This is a genomic window from Curvibacter sp. CHRR-16 (assembly GCF_018474005.1).
Classification (GTDB): domain Bacteria; phylum Pseudomonadota; class Gammaproteobacteria; order Burkholderiales; family Burkholderiaceae_C; genus Allorhodoferax.
In genome coordinates, this window is the sequence record NZ_JAHCSH010000005.1 from 164,186 (window position 1) to 188,597 (window position 24,412).

The 24,412-nt window shown below is 54.9% G+C and carries 23 protein-coding genes; 11 read left to right on the forward strand and 12 right to left on the reverse strand.

What is annotated here, in order from left to right; all coding sequences use genetic code 11:
* Nucleotides 1-2: 2 nt before the first annotated feature.
* The 3 genes from KIK84_RS12500 to KIK84_RS12510 all read right to left on the reverse strand — a co-directional run bounded on the left by KIK84_RS12500 (nucleotide 3) and on the right by KIK84_RS12510 (nucleotide 2,367).
* Nucleotides 3-905 carry an ABC transporter permease subunit gene (locus tag KIK84_RS12500; protein ID WP_214123434.1) on the reverse strand — a complete coding sequence of 301 codons (903 nt, stop codon included), beginning with the start codon at nucleotides 903-905 and terminating at the stop codon, nucleotides 3-5.
* Nucleotides 902-1,915 carry an ABC transporter permease subunit gene (locus KIK84_RS12505; RefSeq protein WP_214123435.1) on the reverse strand — a complete coding sequence of 338 codons (1,014 nt, stop codon included), beginning with the start codon at nucleotides 1,913-1,915 and terminating at the stop codon, nucleotides 902-904. Before KIK84_RS12505 ends, KIK84_RS12500 begins: the two co-directional genes overlap by 4 nt.
* An 80-nt stretch (nucleotides 1,916-1,995) precedes the next feature.
* Nucleotides 1,996-2,367 (reverse strand): SWIB/MDM2 domain-containing protein, encoded by a 372-nt coding sequence (locus KIK84_RS12510; protein ID WP_214123436.1) that lies wholly within the window; start codon nucleotides 2,365-2,367, stop codon nucleotides 1,996-1,998.
* A gap of 156 nt (nucleotides 2,368-2,523) precedes the next feature.
* On the opposite strand from KIK84_RS12510, the gene surE reads away from it, so the two are divergent.
* The 4 genes from surE to rlmD are packed head-to-tail and all read left to right on the forward strand — an operon-like array spanning nucleotide 2,524 to nucleotide 6,569.
* Complete coding sequence (surE, locus tag KIK84_RS12515) at nucleotides 2,524-3,282, forward strand: 5'/3'-nucleotidase SurE (protein ID WP_214123437.1); 759 nt, start codon at nucleotides 2,524-2,526, stop codon at nucleotides 3,280-3,282.
* 6 nt (nucleotides 3,283-3,288) lie between these two features.
* Nucleotides 3,289-4,068: a protein-L-isoaspartate(D-aspartate) O-methyltransferase gene (locus tag KIK84_RS12520; RefSeq protein WP_214123438.1), complete on the forward strand. Its 780-nt coding sequence runs from the start codon at nucleotides 3,289-3,291 to the stop codon at nucleotides 4,066-4,068.
* A gap of 13 nt (nucleotides 4,069-4,081) precedes the next feature.
* Nucleotides 4,082-5,056 (forward strand): peptidoglycan DD-metalloendopeptidase family protein, encoded by a 975-nt coding sequence (locus tag KIK84_RS12525; protein WP_214123439.1) that lies wholly within the window; start codon nucleotides 4,082-4,084, stop codon nucleotides 5,054-5,056.
* 7 nt (nucleotides 5,057-5,063) lie between these two features.
* Nucleotides 5,064-6,569, forward strand: coding sequence for a 23S rRNA (uracil(1939)-C(5))-methyltransferase RlmD (rlmD, locus tag KIK84_RS12530; RefSeq protein ID WP_214123440.1), 1,506 nt, complete (start codon nucleotides 5,064-5,066; stop codon nucleotides 6,567-6,569).
* 42 nt (nucleotides 6,570-6,611) lie between these two features.
* On the opposite strand, the gene KIK84_RS16625 is transcribed toward rlmD, so the two are convergent.
* The 8 genes from KIK84_RS16625 to ppsR form a co-directional block, all read right to left on the reverse strand.
* Nucleotides 6,612-7,019, reverse strand: coding sequence for a hypothetical protein (locus tag KIK84_RS16625; protein WP_250207952.1), 408 nt, complete (start codon nucleotides 7,017-7,019; stop codon nucleotides 6,612-6,614).
* A gap of 104 nt (nucleotides 7,020-7,123) precedes the next feature.
* Nucleotides 7,124-7,813: a Bax inhibitor-1 family protein gene (locus KIK84_RS12540; protein WP_214123441.1), complete on the reverse strand. Its 690-nt coding sequence runs from the start codon at nucleotides 7,811-7,813 to the stop codon at nucleotides 7,124-7,126.
* Nucleotides 7,814-7,917: 104 nt separating this feature from the next.
* Entirely contained in the window at nucleotides 7,918-8,337 is a 420-nt protein-coding gene (locus KIK84_RS12545; RefSeq protein WP_214123442.1) for an ExbD/TolR family protein, read from the reverse strand.
* A 27-nt stretch (nucleotides 8,338-8,364) separates the two neighbouring features.
* Nucleotides 8,365-9,075 carry a MotA/TolQ/ExbB proton channel family protein gene (locus KIK84_RS12550; RefSeq protein ID WP_214123443.1) on the reverse strand — a complete coding sequence of 237 codons (711 nt, stop codon included), beginning with the start codon at nucleotides 9,073-9,075 and terminating at the stop codon, nucleotides 8,365-8,367.
* A gap of 23 nt (nucleotides 9,076-9,098) precedes the next feature.
* Nucleotides 9,099-9,824: an energy transducer TonB gene (locus tag KIK84_RS12555; RefSeq protein ID WP_214123444.1), complete on the reverse strand. Its 726-nt coding sequence runs from the start codon at nucleotides 9,822-9,824 to the stop codon at nucleotides 9,099-9,101.
* Between the two features lie 13 nt (nucleotides 9,825-9,837).
* Nucleotides 9,838-10,521, reverse strand: coding sequence for a Fe2+-dependent dioxygenase (locus tag KIK84_RS12560; protein WP_214123445.1), 684 nt, complete (start codon nucleotides 10,519-10,521; stop codon nucleotides 9,838-9,840).
* Between the two features lies 1 nt (nucleotide 10,522).
* On the reverse strand, nucleotides 10,523-12,682 hold the full coding sequence (locus tag KIK84_RS12565) for a TonB-dependent receptor (protein WP_214123446.1): 2,160 nt from the start codon (nucleotides 12,680-12,682) through the stop codon (nucleotides 10,523-10,525).
* 110 nt (nucleotides 12,683-12,792) lie between these two features.
* Nucleotides 12,793-13,614 carry a posphoenolpyruvate synthetase regulatory kinase/phosphorylase PpsR gene (gene ppsR / locus KIK84_RS12570; RefSeq protein WP_214123447.1) on the reverse strand — a complete coding sequence of 274 codons (822 nt, stop codon included), beginning with the start codon at nucleotides 13,612-13,614 and terminating at the stop codon, nucleotides 12,793-12,795.
* A gap of 169 nt (nucleotides 13,615-13,783) precedes the next feature.
* Between ppsR and ppsA the strand changes: the two genes are divergently transcribed.
* On the forward strand, nucleotides 13,784-16,177 hold the full coding sequence (gene ppsA / locus KIK84_RS12575) for a phosphoenolpyruvate synthase (RefSeq protein ID WP_214123448.1): 2,394 nt from the start codon (nucleotides 13,784-13,786) through the stop codon (nucleotides 16,175-16,177).
* Nucleotides 16,178-16,252: 75 nt separating this feature from the next.
* On the opposite strand, the gene KIK84_RS12580 is transcribed toward ppsA, so the two are convergent.
* Complete coding sequence (locus tag KIK84_RS12580; RefSeq protein ID WP_214123593.1) at nucleotides 16,253-17,209, reverse strand: DMT family transporter; 957 nt, start codon at nucleotides 17,207-17,209, stop codon at nucleotides 16,253-16,255.
* Between the two features lie 149 nt (nucleotides 17,210-17,358).
* On the opposite strand from KIK84_RS12580, the gene KIK84_RS12585 reads away from it, so the two are divergent.
* The 6 genes from KIK84_RS12585 (at nucleotide 17,359) to KIK84_RS12610 (ending at nucleotide 24,405) form a co-directional block, all read left to right on the forward strand.
* The gene (locus tag KIK84_RS12585) at nucleotides 17,359-18,726 is read left to right on the forward strand and encodes a glutamine synthetase family protein (protein WP_214123449.1); all 1,368 of its coding nucleotides are present in this window, start codon (nucleotides 17,359-17,361) and stop codon (nucleotides 18,724-18,726) included.
* 27 nt (nucleotides 18,727-18,753) lie between these two features.
* Nucleotides 18,754-20,160 (forward strand): aspartate aminotransferase family protein, encoded by a 1,407-nt coding sequence (locus KIK84_RS12590; protein WP_214123450.1) that lies wholly within the window; start codon nucleotides 18,754-18,756, stop codon nucleotides 20,158-20,160.
* A 75-nt stretch (nucleotides 20,161-20,235) separates the two neighbouring features.
* The gene (locus KIK84_RS12595) at nucleotides 20,236-21,402 is read left to right on the forward strand and encodes an extracellular solute-binding protein (RefSeq protein ID WP_214123451.1); all 1,167 of its coding nucleotides are present in this window, start codon (nucleotides 20,236-20,238) and stop codon (nucleotides 21,400-21,402) included.
* A gap of 93 nt (nucleotides 21,403-21,495) precedes the next feature.
* Nucleotides 21,496-22,596, forward strand: a complete 1,101-nt coding sequence (locus KIK84_RS12600; protein ID WP_214123452.1) for an ABC transporter ATP-binding protein — start codon at nucleotides 21,496-21,498, stop codon at nucleotides 22,594-22,596.
* Nucleotides 22,597-22,610: 14 nt separating this feature from the next.
* On the forward strand, nucleotides 22,611-23,531 hold the full coding sequence (locus tag KIK84_RS12605) for an ABC transporter permease (RefSeq protein ID WP_214123453.1): 921 nt from the start codon (nucleotides 22,611-22,613) through the stop codon (nucleotides 23,529-23,531).
* A 13-nt stretch (nucleotides 23,532-23,544) separates the two neighbouring features.
* Nucleotides 23,545-24,405, forward strand: a complete 861-nt coding sequence (locus tag KIK84_RS12610; protein ID WP_214123454.1) for an ABC transporter permease — start codon at nucleotides 23,545-23,547, stop codon at nucleotides 24,403-24,405.
* Nucleotides 24,406-24,412 lie beyond the last annotated feature (7 nt).

Sequence of the window (24,412 nt, forward strand, 5' to 3'; positions counted from 1 at the left end):
TGTTAGCGTTTGAGTTTGGGGTCGAGGGCGTCGCGCAGACCGTCGCCCAATAGGTTAAAAGCCAATACGGTGACAAGGATCATCAGACCGGGGAAGGTCACCACCCACCAAGCCCGCAGCACAAATTCACGGGCATCGGCCAGCATGGTGCCCCATTCGGGAGCAGGAGGTTGGGCGCCTAGGCCCAAAAATCCCAAAGCTGCTGCGTCCAAAATAGCCGCAGAAATTCCCAATGAGGCCTGCACTATGAGTGGGGCAGCGCAGTTGGGCAAAATTTCCAGCACCATCAGGCGGATGTGGCCTGCCCCACCCATGCGGGCTGCAGTCACGTAGTCGCGCGATGCTTCGCTAATCACCGCAGCACGTGTAATGCGCACGTAATGCGGCAGCATCACCACGGCGACGGCCAGCATGGCATTGAGCATTCCAGGGCCTAGGATGGCCACGATCACGATAGCCAGTAGCAGGCTGGGCAGTGTGAGCAATATGTCCATCAAGCGCATGATGCTGGCTTCCAGCATGCCTTTGAAGTAGCCAGCCAGCAGCCCTAGCAGCACGCCACTGACCATTGACAGGAGCACAACAACGACACCAATCATCAACGACAAGCGAGCGCCGTGCATGAGACGAGACAGGATGTCGCGCCCAATCGCATCGGTTCCAAGCAAATGGGTCAATGAGCCACCCGCTTGCCATGCGGGTGGTTTGAGAAAGACCGAGCTGTCTGTGGCATTGGGGGCGTGGGGCGCAATCCATGGGGCGAGCAGTGCCATGGCAGTCACCAGCAGCACAATGACCAAGCCTGCAACGGCTCCTTTGTTGGAACTGAAATAACGCCAGAAATCAGTCCATGGGCTGCGTGTGCTGCTTGCGGCTGCAGCAACGGGTGTTTGGGAGGGTGTCATGTGCGTGCGTGTCGAATGCGGGGGTTGATCAGGCCATAAGTGATGTCTACCAACAGGTTGACCGTCATGACCACTGCGCCCAGTAGCAGCATGCCGCCTTGCAAAACGGGATAGTCGCGTCGGCTGATCGCTTCAATCAGCCATTTGCCAACGCCGGGCCAAGAAAAAATGGTTTCCGTCAAGATAGCTCCGGTAAAGAGCATGCCCACCTGCAGACCAATGACGGTGAGTACTGGAATGAGTGCATTGCGCAATGCATGCACTGCCACGATGCGGGTGCTCGACAAGCCTTTGGCTTTGGCGGTGCGGATATAGTCCTCGCCCAGTACCTCCAGCATGGCCGAACGGGTCATGCGTGCGATGACAGCCAACGGATTGGTAGCCAATACGATGGCGGGCAACAGCAAGTGCAAGACGGTGGATTGGAAAGCGCCTTCGCTGTCACTGAGCAGGCTATCTAGCAGCAAAAATCCAGTGCGCGGCTCAATGAAAAACTCTACCGCAATGCGTCCAGAAACTGGCGTCAGATCCAGTTGCACCGAGAACAGCAAAATCAGCAGCAAACCCCACCAAAAGATAGGCATGGAATAGCCGGTGAGGGATAAACCCATGACACCATGATCCAAGATGGAGTTGCGTTTGACGGCGGCCAATATTCCAGCAGGCACACCTATCAACACGGCCAGAATGATGGCGCAGATGGCCAGTTCTACGGTGGCAGGAAATAAGGACAAAAATTCTTGCAGCACCGGGGTTTGGGTGATCATGGATTTGCCTAGGTCACCATGCAGTACGCGGCTGAGGTAAATCCCGTACTGGGTGATGAGGGGTTGATCTAGGCCATATTCCTTGAGCAATTGAGCGTGGCGAGCAGCATCGATGCCGCGCTCGCCAGCCAGAGTTTCGATTGGATCACCCGGTATCAGTCGGATGAGGAAAAAGGCGGCCAAAGTCATCCCAATGAAAGTAGGAATAAGAAGGCCAATACGGGATAGAACAAGACGCAGCATGCGTATCCTTAAGCACAAACTAAGCCAAAAAAAACGGGCTGGTTGTAATAACCAGCCCGTTTTATTGCAGGTAAGCAGAATTACTTCAAGTGCTTGCCGATCAAGCCAGCCATTTCAAACATGGAAACTTGTGCTTTGCCAAAAACTTCTTTGAGCTTGGCGTCAGCGTTGATCAGGCGCTTGTTGGTTTTGTCTTGCAGGTTGTTTTTCTTGATGTAAGCCCAGAGCTTGCTCACCACTTCAGTGCGAGGCAGTGCGGCGCTTCCAACCACTGCAGCCAAAGCGGCGCTGGGGGTCAGGGCCTTCATGAAAGCGGCGTTAGGTGTGCGCTTTTTGGCTGGAGCAGCCTTCTTAGCGGGAGCAGCTTTTTTTGCAGCAGCAACTTTCTTAGCGGGAGCAGCTTTTTTGGCTGGGGCAGCCTTGGGGGCTGGGGCTTTCTTAGCAGTAACCATGGTTCAGTGTCCTTAGTCTGTGGAATGAAACGCCAGTGCTATCTCTGGACTGCTACATGCTAATGGCAAAAATAGGCTCTTCCAAGAGTGAAAACGCATTTTCTTTGCTGAATGTCTCTTTTTTTTGCACTGGGTTCGTTCTGGTACCCTCGCAGCATGCTCAAGATACTGCTTTCCAATGATGATGGCTACCAAGCCAAAGGCCTAGAAACCTTGTACTACGCACTGTGCCGCGTTGCCCAAGTGGAGGTGATTGCGCCAGAACAGAACAACAGCGCCAAGTCCAATGCGCTGACCTTGCATTCTCCTTTGTATGTGCGCCAAGCACCGAACGGGTTTCGCTACATCAACGGCACACCAGCAGACTGCGTTCACATTGCTTTGACGGGCTTGTTGGACTACAAGCCAGACTTGATCGTCTCGGGTATCAACAATGGTGCCAATATGGGGGACGACACCATTTACTCGGGCACGGTAGGGGCGGCGATGGAGGGTTATTTGATGGGTATTCCCTCGATTGCCTTTTCACAAGTGGACAGAGACTGGGTGCATTTGGACAGTGCAGTGCGCAAGGCCCAAGAGTTGGTGCGGCAGTTGATAGACCAAAGTCTGCTCAGCGCCAAGCCTTGGCTGCTTAATGTGAATATTCCCAACTTGCCTTACGACGCGTTGAAGCATCCCAAAATTTGCCGTTTGGGACGCAGACACCCTGCTGAGAGTGTGATTCGACAAGTCAGTCCACGTGGGGAAACCATGTATTGGATCGGGGCCGCAGGCGCTGCCAAGGACGATGCGGATGGAACCGACTTCCATGCCACTGTCCAAGGCCATGTTTCTATTACGCCGCTGCAAGTTGATTTGACCGATCACCAGCACTTGGGCTACTGGGCCCAAACCGTGGCGCGTTTGGGGTAAGTGGGCATGTCGCAGTCGGGTTCGTCTAGCAAACCGCGGCCAGCTTTTCCCGCGCGCTTGCCCGTGTCACCAGTGGCTGCTCCAAAGGCAGCATTGAAAACCACCAAAGCGCCAGCACCATCAGCTCCACAAGGTTGGGGAATGGATTCTGCTGCTGTGCGTTTGCGCATGGTTGAAAAAATTGCAGCGCAAGGCGTGAGCAACCCAGTCGTTTTGCGCGCCATGAGCGAAGTAGAGCGCCACTTATTTGTGGATTCTGCGCTGGTGAACCAAGCCTACGAAGACACCAGCTTGCCGATTGGGTTGGGCCAGACAATCTCTAAACCCAGTGTGGTAGCCCGCATGATTGCCTTGTTGCTCGACGTGGCTCCATCTGGGCGCTTGGGAAGAGTGTTGGAAATCGGGACAGGTTGTGGCTACCAAGCGGCGGTCTTGAGTCGCGTAGCCAGCGAGGTCTACAGCATGGAGCGCCTGCAGGGTTTACACGATAAAGCACGCAGCAATCTGCGCCCATTGCGCATTCCCAATATCCACTTGCTATTGGGCGATGGCATGCTGGGCTACCCTGCTGGTGGGCCTTACGCTGCCATCATTTCGGCAGCGGGAGGTGATCAACTGCCCCAACCTTGGCTTGATCAGTTAGCGGTAGGTGGGCGATTGGTGGCGCCCGTTGTAGTCGCTGGTGGGAAGCAGGCCTTGGTTGTTGTGGATAAAACACGGCAAGGGTATTCCCAGCAGTTGCTCGAGGCTGTTCATTTCGTCCCCCTAAAATCGGGGCTCGCTTGAAGGATTTAAGGACATGACAGGATTGCGTTTGCACTGGATGGTGGCCATCATGGCCGGAGCCTTGGCTTTGTATGGCTGCGGCTCCACCCCCGTTAACAAAGCCCCTGTAGAAGATCGCACGGGCGTGGCAGGCAAGCCCAGCGCGGTGGGCATGGATCCACGCACAGCGGCAGTGCACCAGCCCCCAGGCTTTGAGAACGCAGGCAAGCCTGGCTACTACACCATTAAGCCGGGTGACACCTTGATTCGGATTGGCTTGGAAACTGGGCAGAGCTACAAAGATATTGCGCGCTGGAATGGTTTGGATAACCCCAACCATCTCGAAGTGGGCCAAGTGGTGCGCGTTGTGCCACCCGTAGCTGGCTCTGCTGTAGCTGCAACAGCCACTACTGCAGCGGCTGCCCCTGCCGCAACGGCTTCTGACAGCGCGGTGAGCACCAAGCCGGTGGCCAGCAGTGCCGCCAGTACCACGGCTTTGCCAGCAGCAGGCGCAGCCACTAAAACGCCTGCAACCAGTGGAGCAGCCACTACACCGGCTGCAAGCAGTGCGCCATCAGCCGCCGCCAGCACTGCAACGGCGACGCCCAGTGCCGCCTCTAGCAGCAACGCTGCGGCCGATGGCGATCCTTCTTGGATGTGGCCGAGCAATGGGGCGGTATTGGCTGGTTTTGATGAAGCCAAGAACAAGGGTGTGGATATTGGCGGCAAAGCCGGCGACCCTGTGGTCGCCGTTGGCGACGGCAAGGTGGTTTACGCCGGATCTGGCTTGCGTGGCTACGGTAACCTCATCATCCTCAAGCACGACAACACTTACCTGACTGCCTACGCCCACAACCAAACCCTGCTGGTCAAGGAAGACCAGTTGGTCAAGAAGGGGCAAAAAATCGCGGTCATGGGGGACAGCGATTCGGACAAAGTCAAATTGCACTTTGAAGTGCGCAAACAAGGCAAACCGGTCGATCCGACCAAGTACCTGCCCAGCCGTTAATTCCAGCATGTCTGACACTACCCACAACGCGGCCCCCGAGGGGCTGCACGATGCCGCATTGCCTGCGGCCCAGTCTTTCCCAGAAGCTGCTTTGCATGTCAAAGCGCTCGATTTGGAAGCGCAAGGCGTAGCCCACCGCGCTGATGGCAAGGTGGTCTTCATCGAAGGCGCGTTGCCCGGCGAAGTGGTGCAAGCCGCTGTTAAGCGCAGCAAAGCCAGCTTTGAGCAAGCGAGCCTGACGCAGCTTTACCGCGAGTCCTCGCAACGGGTGCGTCCCGGTTGTCAGCATTTCGGCTTGCACGCCGGGGCTTGTGGCGGCTGCAAGATGCAGCATTTGCACATGGGCGCACAGGTCGCAGTCAAGCAGCGGGTGTTAGAAGACAACCTACAGCACATCGGTAAAGTGCGTGCAGAGCGCATGATGCGACCCATAGAGGGGCCGAGCTGGGGCTACCGCTATCGAGCACGCCTATCGGTGCGCTATGTGCGCAAAAAGGGCGTGGTGCTAATTGGTTTTCATGAGCGCAAGAGCCAGTTTGTGGCCGATATGACGGTGTGCCCTGTGCTCGCACCCGCTGTGGAGCGCTTGCTCTTGCCGTTGCGGGCCTTGATTGGCAGCATGGATGCCGCCGAAACGGTGCCACAAATCGAGTTGGCTGTGGGGGATCTGGCAGCTAGCGATGCCGATCATGGTGCCGTGGGGGTGCCGGTCATTGCACTGGTGCTACGCCATATGCAGCCACTGAGCGATGCCGATCGCGCCCGTTTGCAGGCTTTTGCCGCTGCTAATGCAGGCGTGCAATGGTGGTTGCAGCCCAAAGGACCAGACACAATCCACCGCTTAGAGGAGTTACCTGGCCATGAGACAGGGCAACTGGCGTATGCCTTGCCCGATTTTGGTGTGGTCATGCCCTATAAGCCGACGGATTTCACCCAAGTGAATCCGCACATCAATCGGGTATTGGTGGCACGTGCCTTGGCACTCTTGCAAGTGCAAAAGCACGAACGCGTGATTGACTGGTTCTGTGGCTTAGGCAACTTTACTCTGCCATTGGCGACCCAAGCACGCGAGGTGTTGGGCATTGAAGGCGCGGAATCACTGGTGCAGCGTTCGCGTGAAAATTTGCGCTGGAATTTAGAGCGTAAACAGGCTCTACAGCATACTGGTAGTGCCATGTGTGCTACTAATTTTGTAGCAAGAAACTTGTTTGACATGACCCCGGAGATGCTGGCTGCTGATGGGGTGGCTGACAAATGGCTGGTGGATCCACCGCGTGAAGGCGCGTACGCTTTGACGCAAGCACTGGCAGTTTTGTGCCAAAACGAGGCGGCCCGTCCTGCTGCTTGGATTCCTCCGCAGCGGATTGTGTACGTGAGCTGCAACCCCGCAACCTTGGCGCGTGATGCAGGTGTCTTGGTCAATGAAGCGGGTTATCGCTGCGTGCAGGCGGGGGCTGTCAATATGTTTCCGCATACGGCACACGTGGAAAGTATTGCCGTATTTGAGCGCTGAGTCCGCCACACGCACTAGCCTGCAACTGGTTTTTGCAACAGGCTAGTGGTGTGCGCTTTTTCCTGTGGTTTTGTCTGTGCTGGCAGTGTTGGCTGTACCGGTTTTTTCCTTGCTATCGCTGCTGGTGGTGTCTTCTACCCCGTCTTTGGGCGGAAGTTTGATCAGCGGCGGAGCTTTGAGGCCCAAAGGCGCAACGCCTTCGATTTTGTTTTCCCGCATGTAAATGTCCATTTCCCGCCAGCCTGCAAAAATGGCTGCCTTGGATGCTTTGGGATTGAGACCATAACAGTCCTCAATACTGCGCATGGCATGGCGGCATGCACCACCAATCGCTTTGGCATCGGCCTCCTTTTGCACTTCGCGCGGATCTGCCAGCAGGGCTTGCACGCTTTGCAGGTCGCAACCCGCTAGCAGCGTAGACAGTAGCAAAGGGATGAGGCGTTTGGGCATGGCTAAAAAAGGTGGTTAGCTGGCTTATCGGCAGCTTTCAGAAAAGCTTAAATGAAAAAGGCCCTCATGAGGGCCTTTTCTTCGTAGCAATTGCGCAAAGTGTTTCAGTCGCGCTCACCACCAAAAATACCCAGCAAAGCCAGCAAGTTTTGGAACACATTGATGATGTCCAAATACAGTGCCAAGGTCGCGGTAATGTAGTTGGTCTCACCACCGTCAATGATGCGTTTGACGTCGTACAGCATATAGGCGCTGAAAATGCCAATCGCAATCATGGACATGACGACCATCCCGGTGCTCGATGCCACGAATGCGTTGATCAGACCGCCAATGATCAGCATCACGGTGCCCACAAACAGCCATTTGCCCATGCCGCTCAGGTCGCGCTTGATCACTGTTGCCAAACTGGCCATGGCGACAAATACGCCTGCGGTTCCTAAGAATGCTGTGAAGACCAGTTCAAAGCCGTTGCTAAAGCCCAGTACAAAACCAATCAAGCGCGAGAGCATCAACCCCATGAAGAAGGTAAAGCCCAAGAGGACTGGAATGCCCGCAGCAGAGTTTTTCGTGCGCTCAATGGCGTACAGAAAACCAAATGCGCCAGCCAAGAACACAACCAGCCCCATCACGCCGCTCATGGCGTTGCCAATGCCGGTAGCTACGCCAACCCACGCGCCTAGTACGGTGGGAACAAGGCTCATAGCCAACAGCCAATAGGTGTTGCGCAATACGCGGTTGCGTTGGGCGGCGCTGGTCAGGGTGTAGCTGCCATTTAGGGTGTATAGATCGCTCATAGCGTGTACTCCTCAAAAACTCTGCCAAGCAGATGCGGCTATTCTAGGTTTTTTCAAGTGTTGGGTTATTGCCCAAGCAGGGCAATAACCATAGCGATGACAGGTTATTGGTGCACAGGCTGCGTCACAAACACTACTTTTTGCATGCCTGCAGACTTTGCGTGAGCCAGTGCTTGTGCTACGAATTCGTAGCGCACGTCTTTGTCGCCGTGGATGCGCAAAGCAGGTTGGGGTTGCTGCTGGGCTTTTTGTTGGAGCACGGCCTGCAAATCGGTCAGCGCGAGTGGCTGCGAGTCGAGCACATACTGGCCTTGCGCATCGATGGACAACTCCATCGCTTCAGGCTCTTGGTCAGGCTGTTTCACTTGCGCTTGCGGCAGGTTGATGCTGATGCTTTGGTGCATCACGGGGATGGTGATCATGAACACGATCAACAAAACCAGCATGACATCCACAAAGGGAGTCATGTTGATCTCGTTGACCATGCCATCGTCGTTTCCCTCGTCATGAAGTCCGATTGCCATAGGGATGAATCCTGTGTGAGTGAGGGCTTAAACCAAGCGCAGGGCAGGGGAGTTTTTCTCGCCATCCGTGACACGGGTTCCAGTGACGAAGAAAGCATGCAAATCGTGGGCAAAACGGTGCAGTTTGCTCAGCACGAATTTGTTGCTGCGTGTCAGCGCGTTGTAACCCACCACGGCAGGAATAGCTACAGCCAAACCACAGGCCGTCATGATCAGCGCTTCACCAATAGGGCCAGCTACTTGGCCAATATTGGCTTGTCCTGTTTGGCCCATTGCCATGAGCGCGTGGTAAATACCCCATACCGTGCCAAAAAGGCCTACAAATGGCGCTGTCGAACCGACAGAAGCCAGTAGAGCCAAGCCGGTTTGCATGCGGGCTGCACTGTCGTCGATGCTGTTGCGCAGGCAACGGTTCACCCAGTCACTCAGGTCGAGTACGTCGTGCAGTTGTTCTTGTGTGTGGCGGTGGTGTTGGGTGGCGCTTTGACCTGCCAGTGCCAAGTCGGTGAAGAGGTTGTTGTCTGCCTCCCCCAACGTTTGCAGGGCTTGCGGCAAGGTTTCGCTGTGCCAAAAGGCTTCGGTTTTCTTGGCTTGCTGCTTGTAGCGCCAAGCATCAAGCGCTTTGATGACGATAACGGCCCATGAAGCGATAGACATTGCCAGCAGTAGCAACGCTACCGATTTGCCGACCCAGTCCGATTGGAGCCAAAAGCCCATGATTCCTGCTGTGTTGTTCATATGCGGTGTTCCTTTGATAGTAATTAGTCGTTGAGTACGAATGTAAATGGCCACTCGTAGGACATGGCTTCCGGTACGCCATTGCGAGTGCCTGGTTTGAAGCGGCACTTCAGGGCCGCACTGAGTGCAGCCTGATCCAAGCGGGGATAGCCAGAACTGGTTTTGATGCTGGCTTGCGCCGCTTTGCCCGTGGGGTCAATCAACAGGTTGATGACAACACGGCCTGTTTCTTTGAACCGTTTGCTAGGTGCTGGGTATTGGGGGGCAGCACACAAAAAGTCAGCATCGGTAGTGGGTTGCACCATTTTGGGGGCGCTGGCTGGAGGAGCATGTCCCGTGTTGGCCTTGCTGCTTTCTGCTGTTTGCTGACTGTTGTCCATGGTTTTGCTGCTACTAGCCACGGCTGGTGTGGGCGTGGGTGCAGGAACTGCCTCCACCAATTTGGCTTCTGCCACTGGTGCCACCTGGGGTTCAGGGGGACGTGGTTGTGGAGCAGGTGTCAGGATTGGTTTGACGGGCGAAACTGGTTTTTGATTGTCAATGCGAGGCTCCTTAGTAGGCGTGGGAGGCATTGGCACACTGGGACTGGTATCTTCCAAAATGGCCTGCAACAGCAAAGGCTCTTGAATGTCGTCAGGTTGCGTTGATAAATAAGCTACTGCGCCGAGCAGCGCTGCGTGCAGGGCCACTACAGCGCCGATGGAGAGGCTGTTGCGCGTGTTGTGGTTGCTAAGGGTAGTTGTGTTCATGCTTTGCACTAGCTCAAGTCTGCGCCCACATGCGAATGAGGTTGTGGTAAACGCTGGTTAAGCCCACGGTCTGTTCGTTGTCGCCGTACTGCGCGCGCAAGCCAAGGATGTTCATGTCCAAGTCGTACAGCAGGCGGCGTTTTTCGTCGCTACCGACCATGCTTTCAATCCAGAAGAAGCACGCCAAACGCTCCCCTCGGGTTACGGGTTTGACTTCGTGCACACTGGTGCTGGGGTAAATGATCATGTCACCAGCAGCCAGCTTGATGGATTGTTCGCCATAGGTGTCCGAAATACTCAGTTCACCGCCTTCATAGCTGTCGGGATCGGAGAAGAAAACGGTGCAAGAAATATCGCTGCGCACCCGCTCGCCGGTACCAGGCATATAGCGTACCGAGCCATCCACATGCTTGCCAAAGTGGTTCAAGGGCCCGCTATAGCGGTTCACCCGTGGCGGAAACACTTTTTTGGCCAAGGTGGCAGAAAAAAATAATGGAGTTCTGTCGAGCGCACTCAGCACCATTTGGCGAATAGCCGTAGCCTGCGTTGTTTGGTGGTCAAGCTGCTGGTTGTGTTTGACCTCGCGCGCTTGAGGCCCCGCTGTAGGGGCCCCATCGCTCCAAGGGGCATCTTGGAGCAGGCGGCGGATCTCTTGCACTTCTTCTGCTGTCAGGAGTTGTGGAATCCGAATAATCATCTTAGAACTTGACGTTAACCCCTACTTGGATCAGGCGTCCTGCACCCGGCACATAGAAGTTGGTGTAAAGGGCATCTGCATAGAGTTTGTTTAGTGCATTGGTGACATTGCCTTTGATGGTGACCTTCTTGCTGTACTGGTACTCGGTCATCAAATCCAAGGTAGCGTAGCCAGGTACTTTGAACCCGGGGTTGCGGTTCGGTGTTTGCTCGCTGCGGAAGTTGATGCCTGCACCACTGCGCCATGTTTCATTGAAGCTGTAAGTCGCCCATGCCGATCCACTGTGTACGGGCGTCATAGATGGGCGTGCACCTTCAAGTTCGCCGGTAGTTGCAGTGTTGGCATCGATCAATGCATCGGGCATCCACATATAGGACGTATAGATTTCCCAGTTTTTGCCTAATCTGCCTGCGTAATCAAACTCCATACCGGAAGCATGACGCCGACCTGATAGCACCACCTGATTAATATCTGGGTCGGTATTGCGTTCGTTGTATTTGGTCGAATAGAAAGCAGCCCAGCGCAAGCTGTAGTCATGGTTGGGGCTGTCATATTTACCACCAAATTCGATATTGCGGCTTTTCTCTGGGTCGACGCTGACGGTGTCGGCGTTGTAAGAGTAGGTGTCTCCTGATGTGTTGAACGATGTGCCATACGAGGCATAGTAAGACCATTGCTCATTGGGTTGGTACAGCACTCCAAATCGGTGGCTCCATGCGGATATGGCTTGGCTGTATGTGGCAGTTAAGGCACCTGTGTTTTGGTTGAAGGTGTCGTAGCCGCCACGCATTTTGTCAAAGCGCAGTCCACCGATCGCCTTCCACTGCTCTGTGAGGTGCACAGTATCTTGGGCGTACAGTCCAAAGTTGTTGGCACGAAAACCGCCGGTTCTACTGACTGCGCGGGCGTCTTCATCAACCCAAGCCCCATCGTCTGGTGTTCCAACGCTTGTGTTGGGCTTTCCAGAGATTGGACTTGCTGCATAGACATTTTTTTCTTCGTATGCAGCATCTATGCCGCTCAACAGCTGATGCTTGTAGCCCCAAGCTTCAAATTCTTTGCTGTAGTCGCTCTGGAAATAAACACCAGCGAGATCTTGAATTTTCGTATTGTCTCTGTAAGTACCGCCTTGAATTGATCCACGACCAATTAGCGAGTTATCTGAAATATTGTCTTGCGTAGTGGTATTAATCCAGCGGTTAGCTGCTGATCTTAAGTCCCGAGTCGACTTGCCAACACGTACTCGTGTGTGTAGCTCGCTGTTGTCTTCAAAGCGGTGAATATTCCCGCCGGTCAAAAAATTGCCAGTCGTGCGGTTGTAGTCACTGGCCATACCATAGTAATTCGATGGATCAATGTACTGTGCAATGGTGCGTTGTGCGCCACTGTTCACCCATGGAATACCGTAGTTAATGCCGTTGTTGTTGTTGATGCTGTAGAGGTCGAAGTAATTTTCATCCACCTCACCAATCCCAACTCGGTATTCGATGGCCAAGCCTTTTTTATCAATTTTGCTCCCAGCGCCGTTGTTATCGGCCTTTGTGACCATCGCATTGATGCGCAGGCCTTCGTTTTCACCCGTCTGGATGTTGAAGTCACCTGTCACGCGGCGGTAGTTGTGGTTGCCCACCGTGGTATCCACTTCACTTTCATCCCAAGCACGGGCTTTCTTGCTGACTTGGTTGGCTACGCCTCCCGTAGAGCCGCGGCCAAACAACAGCGAAGCAGAGCCACGCAGCACTTCCACGCGCTCCATGTTGAAGGTATCACGTTCATAAAAGGCGGAGTCGCGTATTCCATCAAGGTAAATATCGCCTGCTGCTGCTAAAGAAAAGCCACGCAGTTTGATGTCCTCTTCACCGCCTTCGGACGCTTGGAATGTGATGCCTGCAGTTTGGTGCAACACATCTTTGAGAGTGTCTTGGTTGCGGTCATTGATGAGCTTCTCTGTCACCACTGTCACAGACTGAGGAATATCACGCAAGGCTTGATTGCCCTTGCCGATAGTGGTCCTGCGGGCATTAAAAGTGGCCTTGGGGTCTTCATCTTCTTGCGTGCTTTGGTCGGTAATGGTCACTTCGCGCAAAGCTTTGGGTTCTTCTGCCCAGCTACTATGCCCTGACATCATCAATGCGGCGCCAATTGGGAGAAGTGCGCCCATCGGTACTACTTTTTACATGCTATTTTTCTGCTAAGTTGGTAAAAGTAGTAATGATAACAATTCTTGTTTGTTGCTATGGGCAAACCCTAAATAGGGCTTCGGTATTGCGCTCAGTAAATCAACCGTTCTGGATGAATTTCTTGCAAGATGGTGGTGGCTATTTCTTCGATGGACTTGGTGGTGGTGGATAGCCAACGAATACCAGCACGGCGCATCATGCTTTCGGCCTCACTGACTTCGTAGCGGCAGTTTTCTAAAGAGGCATAGCGTGAATTGGGGCGGCGTTCGTTGCGAATTTCTGAAAGTCGCTCTGGCTGAATAGTGAGGCCAAATATTTTGGCTTTGTGGGGTACCAATGCAGGCGGTAACTGACGGCGTTCGAAGTCCTCGGGAATCAATGGGTAGTTGGATGCTTTGAGTCCATACTGCATGGCCAAGTAAAGCGAAGTAGGAGTTTTTCCGCTGCGACTGACACCTACAAGAATGACATCGCTGACCTCCAAGTCACGGTTGCTTTGGCCATCGTCGTGTGCCAGTGCGTAGTTAATTGCCTCGATCCGCGCGTTGTATTCCTTGCTTTTGCTGGCATCGCTGAAACGGCCAATGCGGTGGTTGGATTTGATGTGCAGCTCGTTTTCCAGTGGTGTCACGAATGTGGCAAACATGTCCAGCAGCATGCCTTTACAGCCTTGCTGGATGACACGCACCACATCCATGTCGACCAAAGTAGTAAAAACAATAGGCCGATTGCCATCAATGTCGGCTGCATGATTGATTTGCCGCACTGCTTGGTGTGCTTTCTCTACGGTGTCGGTAAACGGTAGGCGCACGTGACGCATTTCGGCTTCGAATTGCGCCAGTATGGCGTTGCCAAAAGTCTCGGCGGTAATGCCAGTGCCGTCAGAGATAAAAAATACGGTGCGATGGGCCATAGCAAGAAAAAAGACGATTACAAAGTTGCGCCAAGCATAGTGCATGCAAGGCCCTACAATCGCTGGGTTTGGCGTGATTACCAAGTGGTTACATAAGCCCACAAGAGCAACAACAGGCGCGTTTCCGTGGTAGGCCGCAGTACCGGTTTTTAAACTCTGGAGCATCCTTATGTCACAACGCATCAGTCCTACTGAGCTGGTTATTCCTTTCGAGCGCCTGCGCATGTCAGACGTCGAAGTAGTGGGCGGTAAAAACGCCAGCTTGGGCGAGATGATTGCCAACCTGCCCCAAGGCGTGAAAGTGCCTACAGGCTTTGCCACGACGGCGCACGCATTTCGGGAATTTTTGGCCCACGACGGCTTGGCTGATCGCATCAGCAAGCGTCTGGCTGCCTTGGATACCGAAGACGTTCGCGCTTTGGCGGAGGCTGGTGCAGAAATCCGTTCATGGGTCGAGGCTCAACCTTTCCCTGCTGATTTGGAAAAAGCCATTCGCGATGCATTTGCCACTCTCGCAGGTGACAATCTGCAAGCTTCTTTTGCAGTCCGTTCCTCGGCTACTGCCGAAGATTTGCCCGATGCATCGTTTGCTGGGCAGCAGGAAACTTTCCTCAACGTAGTCGGCATCGAAGACGTGCTACACAAGATGAAGGAAGTGTTCGCATCCCTGTACAACGACCGCGCCATCAGCTACCGCGTGCACAAGGGCTTTGCCCACGATGTGGTGGCCTTGAGTGCCGGTGTGCAGCGCATGGTGCGCTCGGACTTGGGCGCAGCCGGTGTGATGTTCACTATCGACACCGAGTCGGGCTTTGACCAAGTGGTTTTCATCACGGCCAGTTACGGTTTGGGTGAGACGGTGGTGCAAGGTGCTGTGAACCCGGACGAGTTCTACGTGCACAAGCCCATGCTCAAGGCAGGCAAGAAAGCCCTGATTCGCCGCAACCTGGGTTCCAAGCTGATCCAAATGGTGTTCAGCAGCCCCGAAGAAAAAGCGGCTTCTGGCAAGCTGGTGAAAACCGTGGATGTGCCCGCAGAGCAGCGCAACCGCTATAGCCTCACCGATGCAGAAGTGCAGCAACTGGCCCAGTACGCTCTGGTGATTGAGCAGCACTATGGTCGTCCGATGGATATCGAGTGGGGTAAAGACGGTGTCGATGGACAGTTATACATCCTGCAAGCTCGCCCAGAAACTGTGAAGAGCCAGTCAGCTGGCCAAGCCGAACTGCGCTACAAGCTCAAGGGCAAAGGCGCTGTGCTAGCCGAGGGTCGTGCTATTGGTCAAAAAATCGGCACTGGCCCAGTGCGCGTGATCGACAACATAGCCGAAATGGACAAGGTGCAAGCTGGCGATATTTTGGTTACCGACATGACAGATCCCAACTGGGAGCCTGTCATGAAGCGTGCTAGCGCCATCGTCACCAACCGCGGCGGTCGCACTTGCCATGCAGCCATCATCGCGCGTGAATTGGGCATCCCCGCCGTGGTGGGGTGCGGCGACGCGACCGAGACGTTGAAAGAAGGTACGCTGGTCACCGTGAGTTGTGCTGAAGGCGACACCGGCATGATTTACGACGGCATTTTGGAAATGGAAGTGACCGAAGTACAGCGCGGTGCCATGCCCGAGATCGACGTCAAGATCATGATGAACGTGGGTAACCCCCAGTTGGCTTTCGATTTCTGCCAATTGCCCAACCAAGGTGTGGGTTTGGCCCGCTTGGAGTTCATCATCAACAACAACATCGGTGTGCACCCCAAAGCCATTTTGGACTACCCCAATGTGGATGCTGATCTGAAAAAGGCAGTGGAGTCCGTCGCCCGTGGCCATGCTTCGCCCCGTGCTTTCTACGTGGATCGCGTAGCCGAAGGAGTGGCAACGATTGCTGCGGCATTCTGGCCCAAGCCGGTGATCGTGCGTTTGTCTGACTTCAAGAGCAACGAATACCGCAAGCTCATTGGCGGCAGTCGCTACGAGCCCGAGGAAGAAAACCCCATGCTGGGTTTCCGTGGTGCAGCGCGCTACATCAGTGAAGACTTCGGCGAAGCCTTTGCCATGGAGTGTGAAGCCTTGCAGCGCGTGCGCAACGAAATGGGCCTGACCAACGTCCAAGTGATGGTGCCGTTTGTGCGCACCTTGCCGCAAGCCAAGCGCGTGACCGAGTTGCTGGCCAAGCATGGTCTGCGCCGTGGTGAGAATGACCTCAAGATCGTCATGATGTGCGAAGTGCCTAGCAACGCGATTTTGGCCGACCAGTTCTTGGAGTTCTTTGATGGCTTCTCCATCGGCTCCAACGACTTGACCCAGCTGTCCTTGGGCTTGGATCGCGACTCTGGCATGGAGTTGCTGGCTGCTGACTTTGATGAGCGTGACCCTGCGGTTAAGAAGCTGATCAGCCTGGCCATCGAGGCATGCCGCAAGCAAGGCAAGTACGTGGGCATCTGCGGCCAAGGCCCCAGCGACCACCCCGACTTTGCCCTGTGGTTGGAAGAGCAGGGCATTGCCTCTATCTCTCTCAACCCCGACTCGGTGGTGGAGACTTGGCAGAAGCTGGCAGCCAAGTAAGGCGGATATGCCATGCAAGGCGCACTTTGCCTTGCTGTGCGAGAGACTAAAAACGGAGCGTGTAGCTCCGTTTTTTTATGCTGCGCTCTTACTGCGCTGAGGGAGGGTGGCCAGTACCACCCCGAGCAGTGCTAAGCCAAAAGCAATGAGGTCGGTGCTTTGCAGGTGCTCGCCTAGCACAGCCACTCCAATAATGGCTGCTGATATGGGCAGCATCACCATGAACACCCCCGCTCTAGCTGCGGGCACGGAGTGCAGGCCTGACATCCAAAGCCAGACCGTGCCGATGCTGGCCGCCCAAGCGTAAAAGACCAGCAACAACCAGCTACCCCAGTGGATGTGTTGCCATTGGAAATCCCAAGCAAACCAAAGTCCTAAGGGGGTCATGAGCGCCAAGCCCCAGAGGTTGATCAAGGCTGTTATGCGCTTGGGAGACAAACTGCCAGTGAGTTTTTTTCCAATCACTGCATAAGCGGCTTCGCAGACCACGGCGGCAAATACCAGTACGTTGCCCCAAATAGGCAGTGGCACCCCAAAAAAAGCCTCTGAGGCAGATGCAGCTTGCTGTGCATGCTCCTGTTTTGATAGCGCGAGCAGTCCAATTCCTAAGGCCGCGCAGCCAATGGCCATGGCGATGCGAGGGGTGATGCGTTCACGCAGAAAGACCCCACTGAGAACGGCCACCACAGCCGGAATGCTGGACATGATGACTCCTGCTGATAAGGCCGTGGTCATGCTCACCCCAAACAGCATGCAAATGGAGAACAGGAAATTACCAAAGAAAGACTCGAAAAACAGCAGTTGTTTGGTTCGACGGCTTAACGGGGGTTCACTGCTGGGTTTTTTCAACCATGGCAGCATGGCCACAGCAGCTATTCCAAAACGCAACCAAGCGAGCAAAAACACCGGCAATGCAGCCACCAAGGGTTTGGACAAAGCAACATAGCTGCCTACCAAGGCCATGCTGCTGGCTAAGCAGACATAGGCCAGCCATGTTTGGGGGGGAGGACGCGAAGAGGTGCGCGAAAGCATGGGCAGGTTGTTGTGATCCATCAAATAGGGCAGCTTACACCATGCTCAGGGTGGGTTTTGGTGAGGCTGCAAGCCCTTGGAGTGCTGTTACAGTGGGTTCTGCGGTGCGGCTGGCACGCACCGTGCAAGGGACAATCCGGGAGCATGACATGACAGACAAGAAATCCATGAGCTTCAACGATTTGGAGCAGTGGCTCAATGAACGCCGCGTCACCGAAGTAGAGTGTTTGGTGCCAGACTTGACGGGGGTTGCGCGCGGAAAAATTTTGCCACGCGGCAAGTTCACCGAAGACCGCGGCATGCGCTTGCCGCAAGGCATTGTGGCGATGGGGGTGACGGGCGAGTTTCCTGCCAGCGGCCCCTACTACGATGTGGTCGATCCCACAGATCGTGATATGCAGTTGCGGCCCGACCCCAGTACCGTGCGCATCGTGCCATGGGCTACCGATCCGACGGCGCAGGTGATCCACGACTGCTTCGACCACCAAGGCAATTTGGTTCCGTACGCGCCCCGCAGCGTGCTGCGCCGGGTGTGCGATTTGTACGAAGCCGAGGGTTTGATTCCGGTGGTGGCCCCCGAGTTGGAGTTTTATCTCACAGCCCGCAATACCGATCCCAACACGCTACTGCATGCACCCATTGGCCGCAGCGGACGTGCCGAGACATCCCGGCAGGCGTACAGCATTGACGCTGTGAACGAGTTTGACCCGCTGTTCGAGGAGATCTATGAGTTCAGCGACAAGATGGAGCTCAATGTCGATACGCTGATCCATGAAGTGGGGGCAGGGCAGATGGAGATCAACTTCTTCCATGCCCACCCATTGGGGCTTGCTGATGAAGTTTTCTTCTTCAAGCGCATGGTTCGCGAAGCGGCGCTGCGCCACGACATGTACGCCACCTTCATGGCCAAACCGATTGCGGGTGAACCAGGCAGTGCGATGCACATCCACCAAAGCATTGTGGACAAGGCGACGGGGCGTAACCTGTTCAGCAACGAAGACGGTAGCCCGTCGGATGCGTTTATGCACTACATCGGTGGTTTGCAACGCTACGTGCCACCTGCCATGGCCTTGGTGGCCCCGTATGTGAACAGCTACCGCCGCCTGTCCCGCAAAACGGCAGCCCCCATCAACATCGAGTGGGGCTACGACAACCGCACTGTGGGCATTCGCTCCCCCATTTCCACGCCCCAAGCGCGGCGGGTGGAGAACCGGGTGATTGGGGCCGATGCCAACCCCTACGTGGCCATGGCCATGACGCTGGCCTGCGGTTACTTGGGCTTGAAAAACAAGCTCAAACCCAAGCCGGAAATGAAGGGCGATGCCTACTTGTCACCCTATGCTTTGCCACGCAGTTTGGGCGAGGCACTCGATTGGTTGCGCCGTGAGACTGATTTGCAGGAAGTGCTGGGCCAAGAGTTCATCACGGTCTACACCGAGATCAAGGAGCTGGAGTTTGAGGAATTCATGATGGTGATTTCCCCTTGGGAGCGCGAGCACTTGTTGCTGCATGTTTGATCCCAGCCAGTCAACGAAAGCCACACCATGACCAACCCTATGCACACCCCCAGTATTCAAGAGCTCGATAGTGCCCACTATTTGCACCCTTTCACGGATTTCAAAGACCTCTCGGGCCGCGGTGCCAAGGTGGTGACCCGCGCTGAGGGGATTTATGTGTGGGACTCCGAAGGCCACCAACTGCTCGATGCCATGAGCGGGCTGTGGTGTGTGAATGTGGGCTACGGACGGCGAGAGTTGGCCCAGGCGGCGTTCGACCAGATGCTCAAGCTGCCGTACTACAACAGCTTTTTCCAAACCACCAACGAACCTGCTGTGCGCTTGGCGGCCCGTTTGGCCAGCTTGGCACCCAAGGTGGGCGATCGCTCTTTCAACCACGTTTTCTACAGCAGCAGCGGCAGCGAGAGCAATGACAGCAACGTGCGCATGGTGCGTCGTTATTGGGATTTGCTCGGTCAGCCCCAGCGCAAGGTCATCATCAGCCGCCACAACGCCTACCACGGCAGCACCATGGCAGGGGCGTCTCTGGGGGGTATGTCGGGCATGCATGCGCAAGGCGATTTACCCATACCGAACATCGTGCACATCGATCAACCCTATTACTTGGACAAGCGCCAAGAGGGGGAAAGTGAGGCTGATTTTGGTTTGCGCTCAGCGCGCTGGCTGGAAGACAAGATTCTGGAAATCGGCCCCGACAAAGTGGCAGCCTTTATTGCAGAGCCTGTGCAAGGTGCCGGTGGCGTCATCATCCCTCCTGCCAGCTATTGGCCCGAGATCCAGCGCATTGTCGATAAGTACGGCATCTTGCTCATCAGCGACGAAGTGATTTGTGCCTTTGGTCGTTTGGGCTACTGGTTTGCCTACGAGCGCTTTGGTTACAAGCCCGATTTGGTGACCTTTGCCAAAGGCATTACCAGTGGCTACATCCCATTGGGTGGGGTGATGGTGGGCAACCGCGTGGCCGAGGTGCTGATAGAGAAGGGTGGGGAATTCAATCACGGCTACACCTACAGTGGCCACCCAGTAGCGTGCGCAGTGGCTTTGGCCAACTTGGACATCATGGAGCGGGAGCAACTGCCGCAAAAAGTGCGTGGTGAACTGGGCGCCTATTTCGCCAGTCGCTATGCCGAGCTCAATGCCCATCCGCTCGTAGCCATGGCGCAAACCTGTGGTTTTGTGGGTGGTTTTGTGCTGGTTAAAAACAGCACCACTTTGGAGCGCTTTGCACCAGACTTGTCGGTGGGCATGGTGTGTCGCCGTTTCTGTTTTGAGAACGGACTCATCATGCGTGCGGTGGGAGACCGCATGATCGTGGCCCCTCCTTTGGTGATGACGCCGACCGATATCGATGAACTGATGCGTCGCATATTTTTGGTGCTGGATTTGACGCAAAAAGAGCTGCAGCGCTTGGGTTGGCTGTCCGAGTCCCTATAATCTTTTGCGGGTCTGTTTTTTGCTATCAAAAAACGGACTTTTCCTTTTTTAACGTTGTCTGGAGATTGACTCACCATGAACAAATACCTCTGGTCTTTTGCCTTCTCGGTCGTGGCTTTAGCGGCCTGTGGCAAGAAGGAAGAAGCACCTGCTGCGCCCGCAGCAGCTGCGCCTGTAGCGAGCGCTCCAGCAGCGCCTGCCAACACTGAAGAGAAGGTGTTGAACATCTACAACTGGCCTGACTACATCCCAGAGGGCATGGTGGCCGATTTCGAAAAAGAAACCGGTATCAAGGTCAACTACGACACATTCGAAACCAACGAAGCACTGCAAGCCAAGCTGGTAGCAGGCAACACAGGCTACGACATCGTGGTGCCAGGTACTGCTGGTGGCTACAGCCCCATGCAAGTGGCAGCTGGTCTGTTCCAGCCTCTGAAGAAAGACCAAATTCCCAATTGGGCTAATTTGGATCCAGCCGTGATGCAAGTACTGGCCAAGGCTGACCCCGACAACAAGCACTTGGTGCCATGGGCTTGGGGCTTTACCACGGTGGGTATCAACCGCACCAAGGTCGAAAAAGCTTTGGGCAAGACACCTCTGCCAGAAAACGCTTGGGACTTGGTGTTCAAGCCCGAGTACACCAGCAAGCTCAAATCTTGTGGTATTGCTTACTTGGACACTCCGTCCGAGATCATGTCCGTGGCTTTGCACTACATCGGCAAAAACGCCTACTCCAACGAAGCGGCTGACTACAAAGAAGCCACTGCCATGTTGGGTAAAGTGCGCAAAGACATCCGTTTGTTCAGCTCCACCATGATTGACGACATCGCTGGTGGCAAGGCTTGCGCTGTTATCGGTTGGTCCGGTGACATCAACCAAGCGGCTGCTCGTGCCAAAGAAAATGGTTCCAAGGACGTGATCGAAGCGTTGCTGCCTTCCACTGGCGCGCTGCTGTTCATCGATTCCATGGCCATCACCAAGGACGCCAAGCACCCCAACAACGCAGCCAAGTTCATCGATTACTACCTGCGTGCAGAGAGTGCAGCCCGCATGACCAATGACATGGGTTACCCCAATGCCAATAAGGCTGCGACAGCCAAGGTCAATCCTGAAATCACGGCCAACAAGACCATCTTTGTGGACGCTGATTACATGGGTAAGATGATTCCTCCTAGCAGCTTCTCCAACGAAGCACGTGAGGCATTGGCTGCGGCCTACAACGCCTTCAAGAAGGGCAAATAACATAGTCGGGTACTAGACCGCTAGTCTGGGGCTGTTTGTACTGCGGTATCAACAGCCCCTTTTTCATGCGGTCACACAAGGAAAAGGTCGAACATGCCAGTGCAATCCGGTCAAGCAAATTATTTGGTCACCGAAAAAGTCATCAAGCGCTTTGATGAAACTACGGCGGTGGATGAGGTATCCCTGTCCATCGCCCAAGGCGAAATTTTTGCCTTGCTGGGCAGCTCGGGTTGTGGCAAGTCGACTTTGCTGCGCATGCTGGCGGGTTTTGAAACCCCCACATCGGGGCGCATCATGCTCGGTGGGCAAGATGTGGCCAATTTCCCGCCCTATCAGCGCCCCATCAACATGATGTTCCAGAGCTATGCCTTGTTTCCGCACTTGGACATTTGGGAAAACGTGGCCTTTGGCCTCAAGCGTGAAGGCATGCCCAAGGACCAAATCAAGCAGCGTGTCGGGGAGATGCTGGATTTGGTGCAACTGGGTGCTTACGCCAAGCGCAAACCGCACCAGCTCTCGGGCGGGCAGCAGCAGCGTGTGGCGCTGGCCCGTAGCTTGGCCAAGCGGCCCAAGTTATTGTTGCTAGACGAACCGTTGGGTGCGCTGGACAAAAAGCTGCGCGAGCAGACCCAGTTTGAATTGGTCAACATCATCGAACAGGTGGGGGTGACCTGCGTGATGGTGACCCACGACCAAGAAGAAGCCATGACCATGGCCAACCGCATCGCGGTGATGAGTAAAGGGCGTGTGTTGCAAGTAGGCTCGCCCGAAGAGATTTACGAATACCCCTCCAACCGCTTTGTGGCCGACTTCATTGGTCAGGTGAATATGTTCGAAGGGCGTTTGACGGTGGATGAGCCCGATCGCTGTGCTGCATCGACGGGCATTGGCGATATCCATGTAGGCCACGGCATCAGCGGTACGCTGAACATGCCTGTAGCGGTAGCAGTACGCCCCGAAAAAATCGAGATCAGCAAAGACAAACCCAGTGTGTCTTACAACCTGTTTACCGGCACGGTCAAAGAGATTGCTTACTTTGGGTCGTACAACACCTACATCGTCCTGACCGAATCGGGTCAAAAGGTGAAGGTGACTTGCGCCAACACCGATCGGCAAGAGCAAAGCAGTATCACGTGGGAAGACAAAGTCTTCTTTTGGTGGAACGATACCGCAGCCGTCGTGCTGCGCGACTGAGCGAGGAGGACTGTATGGCTAAGTTGTCTTTGCCTGTACCGGGGCGCCGCTTCGTGATTGGAGTGCCATTTGCCTGGCTGGTGGTGTTTTTTCTGCTGCCATTTCTGATTCTGGCTTACATCAGCTTTGTGGACATGGGCGGCGATATCCACCCCTTCAAGCCTTTGTGGGACAGCGCCACTGGCACTTTGCACCTCAAGTACGAGAACTACTGGTCTATCTTTCGCAGCGCAGAAGATGGCCGTTTGTTCCACACCATTTACATTGAGGCGTATTTGCGCTCGGTGTGGTATGCCTTCTGCACGGCGGCGTTGTGCTTGTTTATTGGCTACCCCTTTGCTTACTTCATGGCGCGCTCGCGCCCCAGTGTTCGGCCAGCATTGTTGATGATGGTGATGCTGCCGTTTTGGACCTCTTTCTTGTTGCGCGTCTACGCATGGAAAGGCATCTTGGCCGATCAAGGCGTGGTCAACCAAGTGCTAATGGCGCTGGGCATCATCCATGAGCCGATTCAGATGCTGTACACCAATGTGTCCATGCTGGTGGGCATGACCTACGTGTACTTGCCTTTCATGGTGCTGCCGCTGTATGCCAACTTGGTGAAGATGGATTTCCGTCTGCTCGAAGCGGCGTATGACTTAGGCACCACACCATTCAAGGCGTTTTGGTTGATCACGGTGCCACTGTCCAAGGCTGGCATCGTGGCAGGCTTCATGTTGGTGTTCATTCCCTGTGTAGGCGAATTCGTGATCCCCTCGCTCTTGGGGGGGCCAGAGAACATCATGATCGGCCGCGTGGTGTGGGATGAAATGTTCACCAGCAACAACTGGCCCCGCGCGACGGCACTGTCGGTGGTGATGATTGGTCTGATTATCGTGCCCTTGTCGCTGTACTACTACTACAGTGGCGAATCGGCCGCTGAAGCCCGTCAATAAAGCTGGAGGCGCTATGAAAAATATAGCAAACAAGCATTTTGGCAAGCTCTGGATGGCCTTGTGCTACCTGTTCTTGTATATGCCCTTGGTGTTCATGGTGGTGTTCTCGTTCAACAGCACCCGGCAAGATGCGCATTTCACTGGCTTTTCGCTGCGCTGGTACGAGGCACTCACGCGTGATACCAAAATCGTGGAGGGCTTCTGGCTGTCTTTCCAGGTGGCTTTGGTGACCGGAGTGCTATCGGCTATTTTGGGTACTTTTGCCGCTTTTGTGCTGGTGCGCTACCAACGCTTTATTGGCCGCACGGTCTTTTCGGGCATGGTCAATGCGCCATTGGTCATGCCGGAGGTGATCATTGGTTTGTCGCTGCTGCTGCTGATGGTGGGGGCGCAGCACTTCTTGGGTTGGCCTGAGCGCGGCATGCTGACCATCATCCTCGGGCACACCTTGCTGGGTATGGCCTATGGCATGGTGGTGGTGCAATCTCGCTTGCAGGAAATGAACCGATCCTTAGAAGAGGCCGCCATGGACTTGGGGGCCAAGCCTTACCAAGTGTTCTTCTTGGTCACTTTGCCCAATATTGCGCAAGGCATTTTGGCTGCGTTCTTGCTGTCATTTACCTTGTCGTTTGACGATGTGGTGATTTCTGAATTTCTCTCGGGACCAGGGGTAAACACCTTGCCACAAGTGATTTTTGGTTACGCCCGCCGCGGTATCAACCCTACTATTTACGCTGCAGCTACTTTGCTCATTGCCACGGTGACAGTTGTGATTGTGGGCTATAGCGTATGGGTGGCACGGCAAACTCGCCGTCGCGAACGGGAGGTGGCTGCAGCCATTCGCCAAGAGTTAGCCAGCGCACCATCGCGCTAAACAAGGA